Raw genomic sequence first — 16,678 nt, 5'->3', positions numbered from 1 at the left:
CCCGACTTGTCTCCGCAAGGCGTTGCGCCATTCGACAGGTCGTCAGGCCTTGGTGAAGACCGCAACGTCCTGGCCATGCGTCAACAGTGCATGACTTTCATGTGGTAGCAAGGGCCGGGCCAGCGCGATAAGCATGGAGAAGGGGCATTTGCCGGTGATGGCCGGCGGCGTGCCTGAAAAAATGGCTGAAGACTGCTTATTTCAGAAGCAAAACCGCGTGACTTCAACGCGTTACCTCGGCAAAGTCGGCGTCACAGGTGAGGGACTTAAGGCATGAGCGAGATCGTCACGGCGGGCATTCTGGTCATTGGAGACGAAATCCTGTCCGGCCGGACCAAGGACAAGAATATCGGCTTCATCGCCGAATACCTGACCAATATCGGCATCGACCTGAAGGAGGTCCGCATCGTCTCCGATGACGAACCCGACATCATCGCCGCGTTGGATGCATTGCGGCATCGCTACACCTACGTCTTCACCACGGGCGGCATCGGGCCGACCCATGACGACATCACCGCAGATAGCGTCGCCAAGGCGTTCGGCGTCGGCATCGACCATCACCCGGAGGTGGTCGCCCGTTTCCGCGAGCGCTGGAGCGAGCAGGACCTCAACGAGGCCCGCCTGCGCATGGCCCGCATCCCCGACGGTGCCGAGCTGATCCAGAGCGCGACCATCCTCGCGCCCGGCTTCAAGATCGGCAACGTCATCGTCATGGCCGGCGTGCCGTCGATCATGCAGGCGATGATGGACATCGTCGCGCCCAAGCTGAAGTCGGGCGTGCGCATGCTGTCCGAGTCGGTCCGCGCCAATGCGCGCGAGGGCGACATCGGCGGTCCGCTGCGGGCGATCGCCGCCGCCCATCCCGACACCATCATCGGCAGCTATCCCTTCATGGACGAGGAGCAGAAGCCCAACACCAATCTGGTGGTGCGCTCGCGCGATCCGGAGAAGCTCGCGGCGGCAATGGCCGCGGTGAAGGAAATGCTGGCGGGATTGAACGTCAACCGCTAGCAGGGAATTGCCGGACGAGATTGCAGGAGAAAGGCGATGGCTGGTGAAGCACCCGAACTGAGTGCGCAGGAGCGGGCGGGCAAGGCCTTCCCGGTCTCGTGGGACCAGTTCCACCGGGATTGCCGGGCGCTGACCTGGCGGCTCAACGAGGTCGGTCCGTTCCATGCGGTGATCGCGATCACCCGCGGCGGCCTGGTGCCCGCCGCGATCGTGGCGCGCGAGCTAGGGGTGCGCGTGATCGATACGGTCTGCATCGCCAGCTACGACCACAACAAGCAGGGCGACCTCCAGGTGCTCAAGGGCATTTCCGAGGCGGCCATGAAGCTCGGCGGCGGCACCGGCAAGGGCCTGTTGATCGTCGACGACCTCGTCGACACCGGCAAGACCGGCAAGCTGGTGCGCGAGATGCTGCCGGACGCGCACTTCGCCACCGTCTACGCCAAGCCGAAGGGACGTCCGCTGGTCGACACCTTCATCACCGAAGTCTCGCAGGACACCTGGATCTTCTTCCCCTGGGACACCGCGCTGTCCTACCACCCGCCGCTGCGCGACGGGGCGGCGTGAGCAAAGGCGAATGGCGAGTGGCGAATGGCGAGTAAGGAATCCCCCATTCGCAATTCGCCATTCGCTACTCGCCCGCTGCAAAACCGCGTCACCCCCACCGGCGACATCATCGCCACGCCACACCGCGGCCTGTTCACCGGCAATCGCGGCATCATCCACGATCCCGCGACGAAGACGCTGCTGAAGAAGCGCTGGTCGACGCCGGCCTGGATCACATGCCTGTGCGAATTCCGCGGCTGGCGGCGGCCGGTGATGGCGCGGCGGAGCTGGACCGAGCTGTTCTTCCTCGACGAGGCCACCGCCTTCGCGGCAGGGCACCGGCCCTGCTTCTTTTGCCGGCGCGACGACGCCAAACGATTTCGCGCGGCGTGGGAGAGGGGCAATGGTGCGAGCGACATCAGCGCCAAGGCGATGGATGCCGTTCTGCATCGCCAGCGTCTCGATCGCGGCCGCAAGCAACTGCACCCGCTCCCGATGCCGCTGGCAGACCTGCCCGACGGCGCGATGGTGCAGCAGGGCGAAGACAGCTTTCTGGTGATGCAGGGACAGGCGCTGCTGTGGTCGCCGGCCGGCTACGCGTCGCATGCACGCGTGATCGATCGCCCGATGCTGTTGACGCCGCCTTCCACGCTGCGCGCCATCATGGCCGGCTATCGGCCGGTGCTGCATCCGACGGCGTCGGGCTAAAGCGCCGATGTCCTCGCGATCACCTCAGCCGCTCGCGCGCCAGCGCCGCGCCGGCGCCGAGCGCCATCAGCTTGGCTTCCGCGATCTCGCGCCGCATCGGCGCCATGCCGCAATTGGTGGTGGCGATGATGTTGCTCTTCGGCACGAATTGCGACACTGCGTCGATCACCTGAACGACATCCTCGGCGGTTTCCACCGTGTCGCTGGCGACGTCGATCACGCCGGCCTGCACGGTCTTGTTCTTGAGCAGCGCGAGCAGGTCGAGCGGCACCTTGGAATTGCGGCACTCGATCGCGACCTGCTGGATTGGGCTTGCGTCGATGGCCGGAAAGATCTGCTCGTATTGCCGCCACTGGCTGCCGAGCGTCTCCTTCCAGTCGGTGTTGGCCTTGATGCCGTAGCCGTAGCAGATGTGCACGGCGGTGGCGCAGGTGAGGCCTTGTGCGGCGCGCTCCAGCGCCTTGATGCCCCAATCGTTGACCTCGTCCATGTAGACGTTGAAGGCGGGCTCGTCGAACTGCACGAGATCGACGCCATCGGCCTGCAAGGCCTTGGCTTCCTCGTTCAAGAGCTCTGCGAAGGCAAAGGCCATCTTGACCCGATCGCCATAATAGCGGTCGGCAATGGTGTCGATGATGGTCATCGGGCCGGGCAGGGTGAATTTCAGCTGCTTCCTTGTGTGCGTGCGCGCAACGCGCGCTTCAAACTCATGGACGCGGCCCTTCAGCCGGAGCGGCGCGACCACCTGCGGCACCATCGCCTTGTAGCGATCTTTCCGGATGCCCATCTCGACCTTGTGGGCGAAATCGATGCCCTCGATCTTCTCCAGGAAACCGTGCACGAAGTGCTGCCGGGCCTGCTCGCCTTCGGTGACAATGTCGACGCCGGCGTCCTCCTGGAGCTTCAGCCAGATCAGCGTCGCATCGCGCTTGGCGCGGAGCAGCTCGCCCCCTCCGGACTTCCAGGGCGCCCAGAGCATGTTGGGCTCGGCGAGCCATTCCGGCTTCGGCAAGGAGCCGGCGATCGTGGTTGGAAACAGCATGGCGGCCCTCCCGGCAGGTTGTTGCGCCCCTTCCTGCCATGTCCTAACGTCGAGGTACAGAACAACGAAAGTCGCTCTCCATTCCAGCAGCGGCGACAGGGAAGGTCCAAGGAAAGGGCAATGGAAAAGGTCATGATCGACCTCTATTACGCGCCGACGCCGAATGGCTGGAAAATCTCGATCATGCTGGAGGAACTCGGGCTTCCCTATCAGGTGATCCCCGTGAATATCCGCGCCGGCGAGCAGTTCAATCCTGAGTTCTTGGCGATCTCTCCGAACAACCGGATTCCCGCGATCGTCGATCACGAACCCGCTGATGGCGGAGCGTCGTTCTCCGCGTTCGAGACCGGCGCGATCCTGATCTATCTCGCGGAGAAGACCGGCCGCTTCCTGCCAGCCGATTGGCGCGGTCGCTCCACCACGATCCAGTGGGTGATGTGGCAGATGGCGGGCCTTGGGCCGATGCTCGGCCAGCACGGCCATTTCGCGCTCTATGCGGTCGAGAAGATCCCTTACGCGATCGAGTGCTATCGCGACGAGGCGGCGCGGCTCTACGGCGTGCTCGACCGCCAATTGGCCAAGACCGGCGCCTATGTCGCCGGCGACTATTCCATCGCCGACATCGCCTGTTTCCCGTGGACGATGACGCACAAGGCGCAAGGTTTTACGCTCGACGACTATCCGAATGTGAAACGCTGGTATGCCGAGGTCCGCGCCAGGCCGCAGGTGCAGGCGGGGCTCGCGATCGGAAGATTCGTGAAAGAGCCGTTCGACGAGGAATCACGCAAGATCATGTTCGGCCAGCGTGCGAAGGAAGTGTTGGGAAAGAGATAGGCCTCCACTCCCTCCTCGTCATTGCGAGCGCAGCGAAGCAATCCAGACTGGTTCCGCGGAAAGACTCTGGATTGCTTCGCTGCGCTCGCAATGACGGGGGAGAGATCGAGAGAAACAAGACATAAGGAACCCCCATGATCGAATTCTTCTTCGACTGCTCCAGCCCCTGGACCTATCTCGCCTTCCACAACATCCAGCCGCTCGCCAAGGAGTTAGGGGCCGACATCACCTGGCGGCCCATCCTGGTCGGCGGCATCTTCAATTCGGTCAATCCGAGCGTCTACGCGCAGCGCGAGAAGCCGGTGCCGCTGAAGGCGCGCTACATGAAGAAGGACCTTGCCGACTGGGCTCGTTCGGCGGGCCTTGCCATCAAGATGCCGCCGACGGTGTTTCCGGTGAACAGCGTCAAGGCGATGCGCGGCTGCCTCTGGCTCGGTCAGGACATGGTGCCGTTCGCGACATCAGTGTTCGAGACCTATTGGGGCGAGGACAAGGACATCTCGCAGGACGCGGTGCTCGCGGAGATCTGCAGGAAAGTCGGCATCGACGAGCAGAGGTTTTTCGCTGGCATCGCCGAGCAGGGCATCAAGGACCAGCTCAAGGCCAATACCGAGGAGGTGATGGCGCGCGGCGGCTTCGGCTCGCCGACGATCTTCGTGAACAAGACCGACATGTATTTCGGCAATGACCGCCTGCCGCTGGTTCGCGAAGCGCTTCAGCGCAGCAAGGCGAGCGCGGCCTGATGGTGCGCGCCGTCGTCTGCCGCGAACTCGGCGCGCCCGAGCGCTTGCTGCTGGAAGAATTTCCGTCGCGCACGTTGAAGCCGGGCGAGGTACGCGTCGCCATCCGCGCCGCCGGGCTGAACTTTCCCGACGTGCTGATGGCCGCCGGCGAATACCAGCTCAAGCCGGAGCTGCCGTTCACGCCGGGCGTGGAAGCTGCCGGCGACGTCACCGAGGTGGGGCCGGAGGCAAGCGGCGTTGCCGTCGGCGACAGGGTCATCGTCAAGATGCGCTTTGGTGCCTTCACGGATGAAGCGGTGGTGACGCCGTCGCAGCTCACCCCCATGCCGTCCACCTTCGACTATGCGGAGGCTGCGACCTATCTCGCCGGCCATGGCACGGCTTATCATGCGTTGATCGATCGCGGTCGGGTCGCGCCGGGCGAGGTGCTGCTGGTCCACGGCGCCGGCGGCGGCGTCGGCCTTGCCGCCGTCGAGATCGGCAAGATGCTGGGTGCGACCGTGATCGCGACCGCCTCCAGCGACGAGAAGCTCGCGATCGCGAAATCGCGCGGCGCCGATCATCTCATCCGCTACGACCGCGAGCCGTTTCGCGATGCCGTCAAGCGCATCACCGACGGCCGCGGCGCCGACGTCGTGTTCGATCCCGTCGGTGGCCAGGTCTTCGAAGATTCGATGCGCTGCATCGCCTGGGGCGCGCGGCTCTTGGTGATCGGCTTCACCGGCGGCATCGGCTCGGCCAAGACCAATCTCTTGCTGATCAAGGGCGCCAGCGTGCTCGGCGTGCGCGCCGGCGAAGCGGTGCGCAAGAATCCCGCGCTCGGCGAAGTGCGCCTGAAGGCGCTGCTGCAATGGGCGGAGGAGGGCAAGCTGCGCCCCAACGTCTCGCACCGCCTGCCGCTGGAAGACTACGCGAAGGCGATGCGGCTGCTGATCGATCGCAAGGCGATCGGACGCGTGGCGCTGGTGATGGATTAGTTTCTACCGCCGTCATTCCGGGGCGCCCGAAGGGCGAACCCTGGTGCGCAGTTGCGCACCTGAGAATCTCGAGATCCTCAGGTGCGCAAGTGCGCACCATAGCTCGATGCTTCGCATCGCCCCGGGATGACGCTTCGCGTCACTTATACTCCCGCTCTGTCCACCACGGGAAATAATCCGGCATGTCCGTCGAGACCTTGTTCTTGAACTGCGCCGGACGCTTCTCCAGGAACGACACCACGCCCTCCTTCACATCGTCCGAGCGGCCGCGGGCGTAGATGCCGCGGCTGTCGACCTTGTGGGCTTCCATGGGATCGTCGGCACCCATCATGCGCCACATCATCTGGCGGATCAGCGCCACCGACACCGGCGCCGTCTTGGCGCAAAACTCTTTTGCCAGCGCACGGGCGGTCGGCAGCAGGTCGTCCGGCGCGACCACCCTGCTGACGAGGCGGCCGGCAAGGGCTTCCTGAGCCGGGAAGACGCGGCCCGAATAGCACCATTCCAGCGCCTGCGAGATGCCGACGATGCGCGGCAGGAACCAGCTCGAGGCCGCCTCGGGCACGATGCCGCGTTGGGAGAACACGAAGCCGAAGCGCGCGGCCTCCGAGGCGATGCGGATATCCATCGCGAGCTGCATGGTGACGCCGATGCCGACGGCCGGGCCGTTCACCGCGGCGATCACGGGCTTGAGGCATTTGAAGATGCGCAAGGTGACCTGGCCGCCGCCGTCGCGCACCTGCGGATCGCTATAGTCGACCTTGCCGTCGGCAAAGCGCTTGACCGGCCCGCGCCGCGCGTCGCGGTCGAACGTGTCCGCGCCAGACGAGAGATCGGCGCCCGCGCAAAAGCCACGGCCGGCGCCGGTGACGATGATGGCGCGGACATTGTCATCCTTGTCGGCGGCGTCGAACGCGTCGATGAGCTCTCCTTGCATCTTCGCGTTGAAGGCGTTGAGCTTGTCGGGCCGGTTCAGCGTGATGGTGAGGATCTGCTCGGCGATCTCGTACTTGATCGTCTCATACGCCATGGTGGTTTCCTTCCTTGGTTCTTGTCGCTGCGCAGATGGCAGAGGCTCTTACCCTCCCCTGGAGGGGGAGGGTCGATCGCGCGCCGCGCGAGCGGGGTGGGGTGATCTCTCCTCTCGGGCACTGTTCGAGGCAGAGAGACTGTCACCCCACCCCGTCTCATATTTCGCTGCGCTCAATATGAGCCGACCCTCCCCCTCCAGGGGAGGGTAAGCAAGAGGCTCCGCAGGTTGCCTGTCCCAGATCATCCGGGCTTGCGCCAAGAGGGCGCAACCCGGAATGACGATGGTGCGATTAATTGGCCGGCGGCTTCGGCCAGGGCCGCTGCGGACCACGCAGGCCTTCAAACGCCTTGGCCATGCCGAGCACGCCGATGTCGTCGAAGCGGCGGCCGACGATCTGCACGCCGATGGGAAAACCCTTGGCGTCGAAGCCGCCGTTGAGGGAGATTGCCGGGTTCTCCGACATATTCCACGGCACGGTATAGGCGATGTGCTCGAACGGCTTCATGGGATCATTGGTCGGCGAGGCCCATTCCGCCGGAAAGTTCACGTTCGGCGCGGTCGGCGAGATCACATAGTCGAGCTCGCAAAAGAGCTTCGCCGCAGCCGCGCGGATCGCCATGGTCTGGTTGAAGCCGCGGATGACGTCGACACCCGAGAGCTTCGCGCCGGACTCGCCCCACTTGAAGATATAAGGCAGCACCTTGGCCTGCTCGGGCGGCGTCAGCTTCGACAGATCGTCCCACATCCGCGCGCGCCAGAAATTGTCGAGGCCGTCGAGCATCTCGCGCGTGAGGATGCCATCGACCTCGGTGACGACGCTGCCTGCGGACTCGAATGCCTTCGCGGCCTTCACCGCGACCTCGCGCACGGGCTTCTCCAGCGCCAGGCCGCAGCCGGCATCGAGCATCAAGCCGATGCGCAGCTTGCGCGGAGATTTCTCCAGTCCCTTCCAGTTGAGCGGCTCGGCGGGCAGGCTCATGCCGTCGCGTCGGTCGGGCTTTGCGATCGCGCTCATCATCAGCGCGCAATCATCGACCGTGCGGGTCATGGGACCCGCGACGCGGCCGACATAGGTGGGGTCGATTGGCACGCGGCCAAAACTCGGCTTCAGGCCGACGAGGCCGCACCAGCCGGCGGGCAGACGGACCGAGCCGCCGATATCGGTGCCGAGATGCAAGGGGCCATAGCCGGCCGCAGCCGCGGCGCCTGCGCCCGCGCTGGAGCCGCCGGGATTCTTGCTGAGGTCCCAGGGATTGCGCGCGAGCGCATGAAACGAGGAGAGTCCGGAGGACAGCATGCCGTAATCGGGCATGGTGGTCTTGGCGAAGATGATGCTGCCTGCCTCACGCAGCCGCGCAGCGGGTGGCGCATCCTTCTCCGCCGGCACGAGCTTGACGCTGGCGGCGCCCAGCGGCACCGGCACGCCCTTGGTCGCGATGTTGTCCTTCACCGTCACGGGCACGCCGTCGAGCGCGCCTGACGGCTCGCCGCCGGTCCAGCGCGCGGTCGAGGCCTTGGCGGCCTCGCGCGCGCCGTCGGGGTCGAACGCATAGAGCGCCTTCAGATGCGGTTCCCACGCCGCGACGTGCGCGAGCACGTCCTCCAGCACCTCGCTCGGCGAGAACTGTTTGGCGCGATAGCCCGCGATCAGGTCGACCGCGGACAGATCGTGCAGCGAGGCGACCGCTTCCTCGACGATCTTATGCATTGCCACCCACCGGCATGCGCGTCTCGACGATGCGGGCGAACATGCTGGCGCCGATCGGCAGGATCTTGTCGTCGAGCACGAAGCCGGGATTGTGCACCGGGACGGAGCCGTCATGACCGACCCAGAAATAGGCGCCGGGAATCGTCTGCAGCATGTCGGCGAAATCCTCGCTGCCCATCTTCGGCTGGGTGCGGGTGATCACGTTGGCGGGATCGACGATCGTGCGCGCCACCTCCTCGACCACCTTGGACTGCTCGACCTGGTTGACCAGGACGCCGAACGTGTCGCGGATGTCGGCTTCGATCGTGCACTGATACGCGGCCGCGATGCCGGCGCAGATGGTGCGGATACGCTCGGCGATCAGAGCGCGGATCTCATTGGAGAAGGTGCGGATGGTGCCGCACAGATGCGCATCGCCCGGAATGACGTTGTAGGCGGAGCCGGCATGGATCTGGGTGATCGAGATGACCGCGGCCTGCAGCGGGTCGACGTTGCGGCTGACGATGGTCTGGATCGCCTGCGCCAGCGTCGTTGCGATGACGACAGCGTCCTTGGAGCGCTCGGGCATCGCGCCATGCGCGCCGTAGCCGGTGATGCGGAGATCGAAGAAATCGGCGCCGGCCATCGCAGGCCCCGGCAGGATCGCGATCTCGCCATGGTTGAGGTCGGGCGCGTTGTGCAGGCCGTAGAGCTCGTCGCAGGGGAACTTCTCGAACAGGCCGTCCTTGATCATGGCGCGGGCGCCGCCGAGGCCTTCCTCGGCCGGCTGGAAGATCAGGTGCACGGTGCCGTCGAAATTCCGAGTCTCGGCGAGATAGCGCGCGGTGCCGAGCAGCATGGTGGTGTGGCCGTCATGGCCGCAGCCGTGGAAGCGGCCCGGGATCTTCGAGCTCCACTTCAGATTGGTGTTCTCTTCCATCGGCAGCGCGTCCATGTCGGCGCGGAGGCCGATGCGCTTGTTGCCCGAGCCTTTGCCTTTGATGACGCCGATCACGCCGGTGCCGCCGAGGCCGCGATGCACCTCGATGCCCCAGCTCTTCAGCTTGTCGGCCACGATGCCGGAGGTGCGCACTTCCTCGAAGCCGATCTCGGGATGGGCGTGAAGGTCGCGCCTGATGGCGGTGAGTTCGTCGGCGTAGCCGTCGATGCGATCGATCGTGGGCATGTGGTCCTGTCCGGTTAGCGTGAAGGTGGATTGAAAACGGGGCCGTTCGGCTTGATGCGGATGCCGGGCCGCAGGCGCGTCCAGGGCAGCGAAGCGGTGTCGGCCGGCATCGCCCCGGGCGCGGCACAGATCATCAGTTTCTCGGCGATCGGCTCGAAATCGGCGCGGAAATGCACCGAGCTCTTGTTGACCAAAATTTTCTGTTCGGTCGGCTCGATGCCGACATAGCGGTACATCGCCTGGTCGGCGAGCTGCGCCTTGTGCGAGGAGACGACGATGCGGACATCGCCGATGCGCAAGGCTGCGGACGGGCCCATCTTCATCTCGCGGCCGCCGTAATACGGACCGGGCGCGATGAAGCGGCCGTCGGAGAGCTGTTCGACCACGAAAGTGTCGCGATAGGGCGCGTCGCCGGGGATGCCGGACTTGCCGCCGAGCGACAGTGTCACGGTGGCGCCGACGCCGGCTGTGTGCACGGCCCTGGCCGATTCCGGATCGTAGATCGCGCCGGTTGCCGCACTCGCCTTGTTGCGTACCAGTGCGCGCAGCATGCCCGTCGTGTCGGAGTCGCCGCCGGCGCCGGGATTGTCCTGGGTGTCGGCGATGATGATCGGCTTGCTGGCGCTCTTGGCAAGTTCCATGGCGTGGCGGACGCCGTCGTCGGGCGTCCAGATCTTGCCGTCGAAATCGTCCTCGTGACTTTCGATCAGCTTCAGAAGCGCGTCGGCCGCACGATCGGCGTCTGCCTGTGTCTTTCCGTAGGCGAACACGCTCGGGCCGCAGTCGCGGAAATCGGCGGCGGGAAAGCCGGGCGCGAAGGAGAGGGTCGGAACGGCATCGCTCTCCAGGGCGGCGAGCTTTTCGTAGATGCCTTTGGTGGGCTGGTCGTTGGTGCATTGCCAGCTGATCGGGATCAGGAACGGCAATTGCCGGAATGCCTTGGCGAAGTGCTGCTTCGTCTGAAGCAGCAGCGCGAGGTGCTCCGCGCAGGCGCGGCCGGTAGCGGCCATGTCGACATGGGGATAGGTACGGTAGGCGATCAGCGCATCGGCATGGTCCATCATCTCCGGCGTGACGTTGGCATGGAGGTCGAGGCTGGTGACCAGCGGAACATCCTTGCCGATGACGCGGCGCACGCGCGCCAGAATCTCGCCTTCGCCGTCGTCGAGATGCTCGGTCACCATGGCGCCGTGCAGGTCGAGATAGACGGCGTCAATCGGCCCGGCAGCGGCGATGCCGTCGACCATCACCTTCACGATGCGTTCGAAGGCGTCCTCGGTGACGTGCGCCGACGGGCTCGCGCCGCAGGCAATGGTCGGCACGAGTTCCCAGCCGTTCGCTTCAGCGCTGTCGACGAAACCGGCGAGGCCGACATTGATGCGCCGCATCACCTTCAAGACGTCGGCACCTCTGGTCATCGCCGGCCAGCCGCCGCCATGCTGGAAATCGGCGAAGGTCGCCTTGGTCGGAGCGAAGGTGTTGGTCTCGTGCAGGAAGCCGCCGACGGCGATGCGTGTCATTCAGTTCAGGTCCAGCGTTGGAAAGTGCGCGACGTTAGCCTTGGCTCCGAGGAGAGAGCAAGGTGAGAGGCCATCGCGCCGTGCATGGCCTCAAGCCGTTTTGGGAATGTGTGCCGCGCACACCTCATTGCGAGCGTAGCGAAGCAATCCAGAGTCTTTCCGCGGAGGGATTTCTGGATTGCTTCGCGGAGCCTGTCATCGGGCCGCGCTTCGCGCGGACCCGGTGGCTCGCAATGACGAGTGGAGAGGACTACGCCGTCGCCCCCACGCCTTCCACCGGCCGGAAATTCGCGAAGTCCCAGTTGCGTCCGGGCGCCGCATCCAGCAGGGCCTTGGTGTAGGCCTCCTGCGGATGCGTCAGCACTTCGGCGGCCGGTCCCTGTTCGACGACGCGGCCGTGCTGCATCACCACGACCTCGTCGCAGATCTGGGCTGCGACGCGCAAGTCGTGGGTGATGAATAGGATGGCGATGCCGAGCCGCTTCTGGATCTCGTCGAGCAGCTCCAGCACCTGCGCCTGCACCGAGACGTCGAGCGCGGAGACTGCCTCGTCCGCGACCAGCACGTCGGGATCGAGCGCGAGCGCCCGGGCGATCGCGATGCGCTGGCGCTGGCCGCCGGAGAATTGGTGCGGATAACGCGACACCGCATCGGCCGGCAGGCCGACCAGCTCGAGCAGCTCTCGCGCGCGCTTCATCGCATCGGCATGCGAAGTGCCGTAATTGATCGGGCCTTCCGCGATGCTCTCGCCGACGGTGACGCGTGGGTTGAGCGAGCGGTAGGGATCCTGGAACACGATCTGGATCTTCTGCCGGTGCGGCTGCAGCAGGCGGCGCGAGATGTCGGCGATCTCGCGGCCGGCTAGGCGCACGCCGCCGGAGGTCGGATCGATCAGGCGCACGATGCAGCGCGCCACCGTCGACTTGCCCGAGCCGCTTTCACCGACGATGCCGAGCGTGCGGCCCTTGCGCAGCGTCAAGGTGACCTTGTCGGCAGCGACGACCTCACGGCCTTTGCCGAAGAAGGCGCGCTCCTTGTAGACCTTGCTGAGCTCGTTGGCCTCCAGCACCACGGGCTCGCGGGTCTCCTCGCGCGGCGCCCGCGGCACCAGGCTCGGCACCGAGGCGAGCAGGTTGCGGGTGTATTCCATGGTCGGATTGCGCAGCACGGTCTCGAGCGGGCCGGTCTCGACCAGACGGCCCTGGCGCATCACCGCGACGCGGTCGGCGATCTCCGCCACCACGCCCATGTCGTGGGTGATGAACAGCACGGCCGTGCCGTGATCGCGCTGGAGGTCGCGGATCAGGGTCAGGATCTGCTTTTGCGTGGTGACGTCGAGCGCGGTGGTCGGCTCGTCGGCAATGAGGAGCTTCGGCTCCAGCACCAGCGCCATCGCGATCATGATGCGCTGGCGCTGGCCGCCGGAGAGGCGGTGAGGGTAGGAGGCGAAGATGCGCTCGACCTGGGGCAGGCGGACCTGCTCCATCATGTCGAGGATGCGCTTCCTGCGCGCCTTCGCGTCCAGACTGGTGTGGGCGCGCAGCACCTCGTCGATCTGGCGGCCGACCGGCACCACCGGATTGAGCGCGGTCATCGGCTCCTGGAAGATCATCGCCATCTTGGTCGCGCGCAGCTGGCGCAGGCGGCGGTCGGTGGCGGTGAGCAGCTCCTCGCCGACCAGCTTCACGCTGCCGGCGGTCGGCACCAGCGTGCCCTTCGGCAACAGGCCCATCGTGGTGAGCGAGGTCACCGACTTGCCCGAGCCGCTTTCGCCGACGAGGCACAGCGTCTCGCGCTCACGCACCTGGATCGAGATGCCGTCGATGATGTTCGCGCCTTTCGGCTTCTTGCCGATGGAGACGACGAGATTGTTGATGTCGAGGATGGTGTTGGTCATGCAAATTCTCCAGCGTCGTTCCGGGGCGCGCGGAAGCGCGAACCCGGAACCTCGAGGTTCCGGGTTCGGTGCTTCGCACCGCCCCGGAACGACGGAGTAAAGGATTTCACTTGCCCTCCCGCTGCTTCATGCGCGGATCGAGGGCGTCGCGGGCGGCGTCGCCGATCAGGTTGATGCTGAGGATGGCGATGGAGAGCAACAGGCCCGGCCAGAAGATCAGCGACGGCTTGATCTGGAAGTACTGGCGGCCCTCGGCCATGATGTTGCCCCAGGTCGGAGTCTCCGGCGAGATGCCGGCGCCGAGGAAGGAGAGGATGGCCTCGGTCAGGATGGCGCTGGCGCAGATATAGGTGCCCTGGACGATCAACGGCGCGATCGTGTTCGGCATCAGGTGGCGCCACATGATCTTCGGCAGGCTCGAGCCGACCGAGATCGCGGCCTCGACGTAAGGCTCCTCGCGCGCCGACAGCACGACCGAGCGGACCAGGCGTGCCACGCGCGGAATCTCGGGGATCGTGATCGCGATCAGCACGGTCCAGAGGCTGGCGCCGGAGAGCGACACCACGGCAATCGCGAGCAGGATGCTCGGCATCGCCATCAGGCCGTCCATGACGCGCATCATCACGGAATCGACCAGCTTGAAGAAGCCGGAGACGAGGCCGATCGCAAGGCCGATGGCGATCGACAGGATCGCCGAGCCGATGCCGATCAAGAGCGAGATGCGGCCGCCATAGATCACGCGCGACAGCAGGTCGCGCCCGTAGGCGTCGGTGCCGAGCAGGAATTGCGCCGAGGCCGGCTTCAATCGCTGCGACGGCGCGAGCTGGACCGGATCATGCGGCGCGATCAGCGGCGCCAGGATCGAGATCACCACGATCAGGGCGAGCAGGACCGTCGCGGTGGCGATGATCGGCGTCGAGGTGAGGAACCCGAAACGCGGCCGCAGCGGCGACGTGATCGGAATGGACGACTGGGGAAGGGTATCGACCGACATTTTGTTCTTGTCCTTGCCTCAGTACCGGATCCGGGGATCGAGCAGGGTGTAGGCGACGTCGATGAGAAGATTGACGACGACGTAGATCAGCGACGTCAGCAGGATCATCGCCTGGATCACGGGATAGTCGCGCGCCAGCACCGCATCGACGGTGAGGCGGCCGATGCCGGGGATGTTGAACACGCTCTCGGTGACCACGACGCCGGAGATCAAGAGCGCAAAGCCGGTGCCGATCACGGTGATCACGGGCACGGCGGCGTTGCGCAGCGCATGGCGCATCATCACCGCGACCTCGTTGATGCCCTTTGCGCGCGCCGTTCGCACGTAATCCTCGCCGAGCACGTCCAGCATCGCCGCACGCGTCATGCGCGCGATCAGTGCGATGTAGATGAAGGACAGCGCGCAGGTCGGCAGGATCATGCGCTCGAAGAACGGACCGAAGCCGTTGAAGATGCTGCGGAAGCCCTGCACCGGCACCCACCGCAACTCGATCGCGAAGACCTCGATCAGGACATAGCCGACCACGAACACCGGCACCGAGAAGCCGAGCACGGACAGAGCCATCACGAAGCGGTCGATCCAGGTGCCGTGCTTCCACGCCGCGATCACCCCCAGGGGAACTGCGACGATGACGGCGAGGATGATGGTGCACAGCGCGATCGAGATCGACGGCTCGACGCGCTGGCCGATCATCTTCATCACCGGCAGGTTGGAGATCAGCGAGGTTCCGAGGTCGCCATGCAGCAGCTTGTTCACCCAGGTGATGAACTGCACGATCAGCGGCTCGTTGAGACCGAGCGACTCGCGGATGCGCTCGAGCCGTTCCGGCGTCGCGTTGTCGCCAGCGAGGATCGCGGCGGGATCGCCGGGGGTGAGGCGGAGCAGGAGGAACACGAACAGCGCCACCACGCCCATCACGGGCACGGCGGCGAGAATTCGGCGAAGGAGATATCCGAGCAAGGTGGATCCGTCAGTTTAGAGTCAAATCGGCGGCAGCGGCGAGAGGTCAGTTCTGCCACCAGCCTAACATTTCAGCAATTCCCGTGCCACGAGGGCCACAGTTTTTGCAGTGCGGTCAGCTGATTTGGGGAGAAGCATAGGCCTCGGCGCGTCGAAGACGCGAACTATGGTGCGCAAATTGCGCACCTGAGAATCTCGAGATTCCGGGTCTGGTCCTTCGGACCCTTCCGGAATGACGGCTGCGCCGTCACTCAAGCGTCGCCAGCAGCCCCGCCATCAGCCGACCACGCTCAACGAGACTCTCGACTTCGATATACTCCTCGAGCGTGTGGGCATTGCCGCCGCGCACGCCGAGGCCGTCGAGCGTCGGGATTCCCATCGCGCCGGTGAAGTTGCCGTCGGAGCCGCCGCCGGAGCTTGCATGCGGCAGTTCCATGCCAAGAGACTTGGCGATGCCGCGCGCCTTCTCATACAGCGCCATGGTGCCGGCATCCGGCTCCCACACCGGCCGCGTCACGCCGCGCGTGACCTTGAAGGTGACATCGTTGCTGGTGCCGGACAGCGCCAGCATCCGCTCGACACCGCGATCGAGATCGGCCTGGCGCTTTGCCATCGACAGCGCTTCGCCTGTCGCGGAGGTGGCAACGCAATTGACCCACTGGCCGCCATGCACGACGCCGACCGAGAAGGTGCAGTCCTCCGTCGTCATGGCGTCGATGCTGAGAATCTGCCGCGCCATCTCGCGGATCGCCGAGCGTCCCGCCGCCAGCGTGGCGCCGGCGTGGCTCGGCCGGCCCGTCGCCTCGAGGTTGAAGCGTGCGATGGCGTAACGTCCGGTCGTGACGCCGTTGTCCGCGCGGCCGGGCTCCGGCACCAGCACGTACTTGTTGCGCGCGGCCTCAGCCTCGATGATGTCGCGCGTCGAGGGTGTGCCGACTTCCTCGTCCGGCGTGAACAGCACGGTGATCGGCAGCGGCGTCGTGAACGACGCGCGTGCCAGCTGCCGGATCGCTTCCAGCGAGAGATAATTGCCGCCCTTCATGTCGTAGATGCCGGGGCCATAGCATTTGTTGCCCTCGCGCCGCCATTTCAGCTTCTCGATGGTGCCGACCGGGTGGACGGTGTCCATGTGGCCGGCGATCAGGATGCCCGGCTCGCCCTGCTTCGGGTGGGGAAAGCGCGCGCGGACGACGCCGCCAAAACCCTGGCGGCCGGCGATGCGTTCGATCGTCGCACCCATGATCGCCATATCCCGCGCCGCGATATCCAGCATGCGGTCCACGGCGCCTGCATCCCAGGTCGGGCTTTCGCATTCGACCCAGCCGCGCAGGCCCTCGAGCATTGCTTCGGAATCAAAGGGGAGATTGGCAGGATTCATCTCAATGTCTCTCGATCTTGGAAAGATGGAACGCGCATTGCATCGGCGTGGTCAGGACAAGCGGAAGGTGTTGTAGAGCCAAACCGATCCCTGTGGAGCCCGTGCATGCGCCGTAAGGGCTTGCAACGAAACCGGATTGACGCGCTCGGCACTGTCTGCAAGTCT

The 16,678-nt window shown here is 65.4% G+C and carries 16 protein-coding genes; 7 read left to right on the top strand and 9 right to left on the bottom strand.

The annotated features are described in order from the left end of the window. Nucleotides 1-133 precede the first annotated feature (133 nt). The 4 genes from N2604_RS28000 to N2604_RS27985 are packed head-to-tail and all read left to right on the top strand — an operon-like array spanning nucleotide 134 to nucleotide 2,262. Nucleotides 134-277: a hypothetical protein gene (locus N2604_RS28000; protein WP_260371305.1), complete on the top strand. Its 144-nt coding sequence runs from the start codon at nucleotides 134-136 to the stop codon at nucleotides 275-277. Further along, on the top strand, nucleotides 274-1,011 hold the full coding sequence (locus N2604_RS27995; RefSeq protein ID WP_260371304.1) for a molybdopterin-binding protein: 738 nt from the start codon (nucleotides 274-276) through the stop codon (nucleotides 1,009-1,011). The genes N2604_RS28000 and N2604_RS27995 overlap by 4 nt, the downstream gene beginning before the upstream one ends. Before the next feature lie 36 nt (nucleotides 1,012-1,047). Then, a complete protein-coding gene (gene gpt / locus N2604_RS27990; protein WP_260371303.1) occupies nucleotides 1,048-1,575 on the top strand; it encodes a xanthine phosphoribosyltransferase in 528 nt (175 codons plus the stop codon). A 24-nt stretch (nucleotides 1,576-1,599) separates the two neighbouring features. Then, nucleotides 1,600-2,262 (top strand): hypothetical protein, encoded by a 663-nt coding sequence (locus tag N2604_RS27985; RefSeq protein WP_260371302.1) that lies wholly within the window; start codon nucleotides 1,600-1,602, stop codon nucleotides 2,260-2,262. Nucleotides 2,263-2,281: 19 nt separating this feature from the next. Here N2604_RS27985 and N2604_RS27980 read toward each other — a convergent pair whose 3' ends face one another. Beyond that, nucleotides 2,282-3,304, bottom strand: a complete 1,023-nt coding sequence (locus N2604_RS27980; RefSeq protein WP_260371301.1) for a methionine synthase — start codon at nucleotides 3,302-3,304, stop codon at nucleotides 2,282-2,284. Between the two features lie 132 nt (nucleotides 3,305-3,436). Between N2604_RS27980 and N2604_RS27975 the strand changes: the two genes are divergently transcribed. From N2604_RS27975 to N2604_RS27965, 3 genes are all read left to right on the top strand, one after another. Further along, entirely contained in the window at nucleotides 3,437-4,138 is a 702-nt protein-coding gene (locus tag N2604_RS27975; RefSeq protein ID WP_260376321.1) for a glutathione S-transferase N-terminal domain-containing protein, read from the top strand. A 134-nt stretch (nucleotides 4,139-4,272) separates the two neighbouring features. Next, a complete protein-coding gene (locus N2604_RS27970; protein ID WP_260371300.1) occupies nucleotides 4,273-4,881 on the top strand; it encodes a 2-hydroxychromene-2-carboxylate isomerase in 609 nt (202 codons plus the stop codon). Beyond that, a complete protein-coding gene (locus N2604_RS27965; RefSeq protein ID WP_260371299.1) occupies nucleotides 4,881-5,858 on the top strand; it encodes an NADPH:quinone oxidoreductase family protein in 978 nt (325 codons plus the stop codon). The genes N2604_RS27970 and N2604_RS27965 overlap by 1 nt, the downstream gene beginning before the upstream one ends. A 139-nt stretch (nucleotides 5,859-5,997) precedes the next feature. On the opposite strand, the gene N2604_RS27960 is transcribed toward N2604_RS27965, so the two are convergent. The 8 genes from N2604_RS27960 to N2604_RS27925 all read right to left on the bottom strand — a co-directional run bounded on the left by N2604_RS27960 (nucleotide 5,998) and on the right by N2604_RS27925 (nucleotide 16,513). Next, nucleotides 5,998-6,888 carry a crotonase/enoyl-CoA hydratase family protein gene (locus N2604_RS27960; RefSeq protein WP_260371298.1) on the bottom strand — a complete coding sequence of 297 codons (891 nt, stop codon included), beginning with the start codon at nucleotides 6,886-6,888 and terminating at the stop codon, nucleotides 5,998-6,000. Between the two features lie 292 nt (nucleotides 6,889-7,180). Continuing rightward, the gene (locus N2604_RS27955) at nucleotides 7,181-8,599 is read right to left on the bottom strand and encodes an amidase (protein WP_260371297.1); all 1,419 of its coding nucleotides are present in this window, start codon (nucleotides 8,597-8,599) and stop codon (nucleotides 7,181-7,183) included. Beyond that, a complete protein-coding gene (locus N2604_RS27950; protein WP_260371296.1) occupies nucleotides 8,592-9,764 on the bottom strand; it encodes a M20 aminoacylase family protein in 1,173 nt (390 codons plus the stop codon). Before N2604_RS27950 ends, N2604_RS27955 begins: the two co-directional genes overlap by 8 nt. Before the next feature lie 14 nt (nucleotides 9,765-9,778). Continuing rightward, a complete protein-coding gene (locus N2604_RS27945; protein WP_260371295.1) occupies nucleotides 9,779-11,284 on the bottom strand; it encodes a M81 family metallopeptidase in 1,506 nt (501 codons plus the stop codon). Between the two features lie 250 nt (nucleotides 11,285-11,534). Continuing rightward, nucleotides 11,535-13,181, bottom strand: a complete 1,647-nt coding sequence (locus N2604_RS27940; protein WP_260371294.1) for an ABC transporter ATP-binding protein — start codon at nucleotides 13,179-13,181, stop codon at nucleotides 11,535-11,537. A gap of 106 nt (nucleotides 13,182-13,287) precedes the next feature. Further along, complete coding sequence (locus N2604_RS27935; protein ID WP_260371293.1) at nucleotides 13,288-14,175, bottom strand: ABC transporter permease; 888 nt, start codon at nucleotides 14,173-14,175, stop codon at nucleotides 13,288-13,290. Between the two features lie 18 nt (nucleotides 14,176-14,193). Beyond that, nucleotides 14,194-15,135, bottom strand: a complete 942-nt coding sequence (locus tag N2604_RS27930) for an ABC transporter permease (RefSeq protein WP_260371292.1) — start codon at nucleotides 15,133-15,135, stop codon at nucleotides 14,194-14,196. Nucleotides 15,136-15,382: 247 nt separating this feature from the next. Then, complete coding sequence (locus tag N2604_RS27925) at nucleotides 15,383-16,513, bottom strand: M20/M25/M40 family metallo-hydrolase (RefSeq protein ID WP_260371291.1); 1,131 nt, start codon at nucleotides 16,511-16,513, stop codon at nucleotides 15,383-15,385. Nucleotides 16,514-16,678: the final 165 nt, after the last annotated feature.

Origin of the sequence: Bradyrhizobium sp. CB1015 (assembly GCF_025200925.1) — a bacterium.
Lineage (GTDB): Bacteria > Pseudomonadota > Alphaproteobacteria > Rhizobiales > Xanthobacteraceae > Bradyrhizobium.
This window is presented reverse-complemented; position numbering and strand designations above follow the sequence as displayed.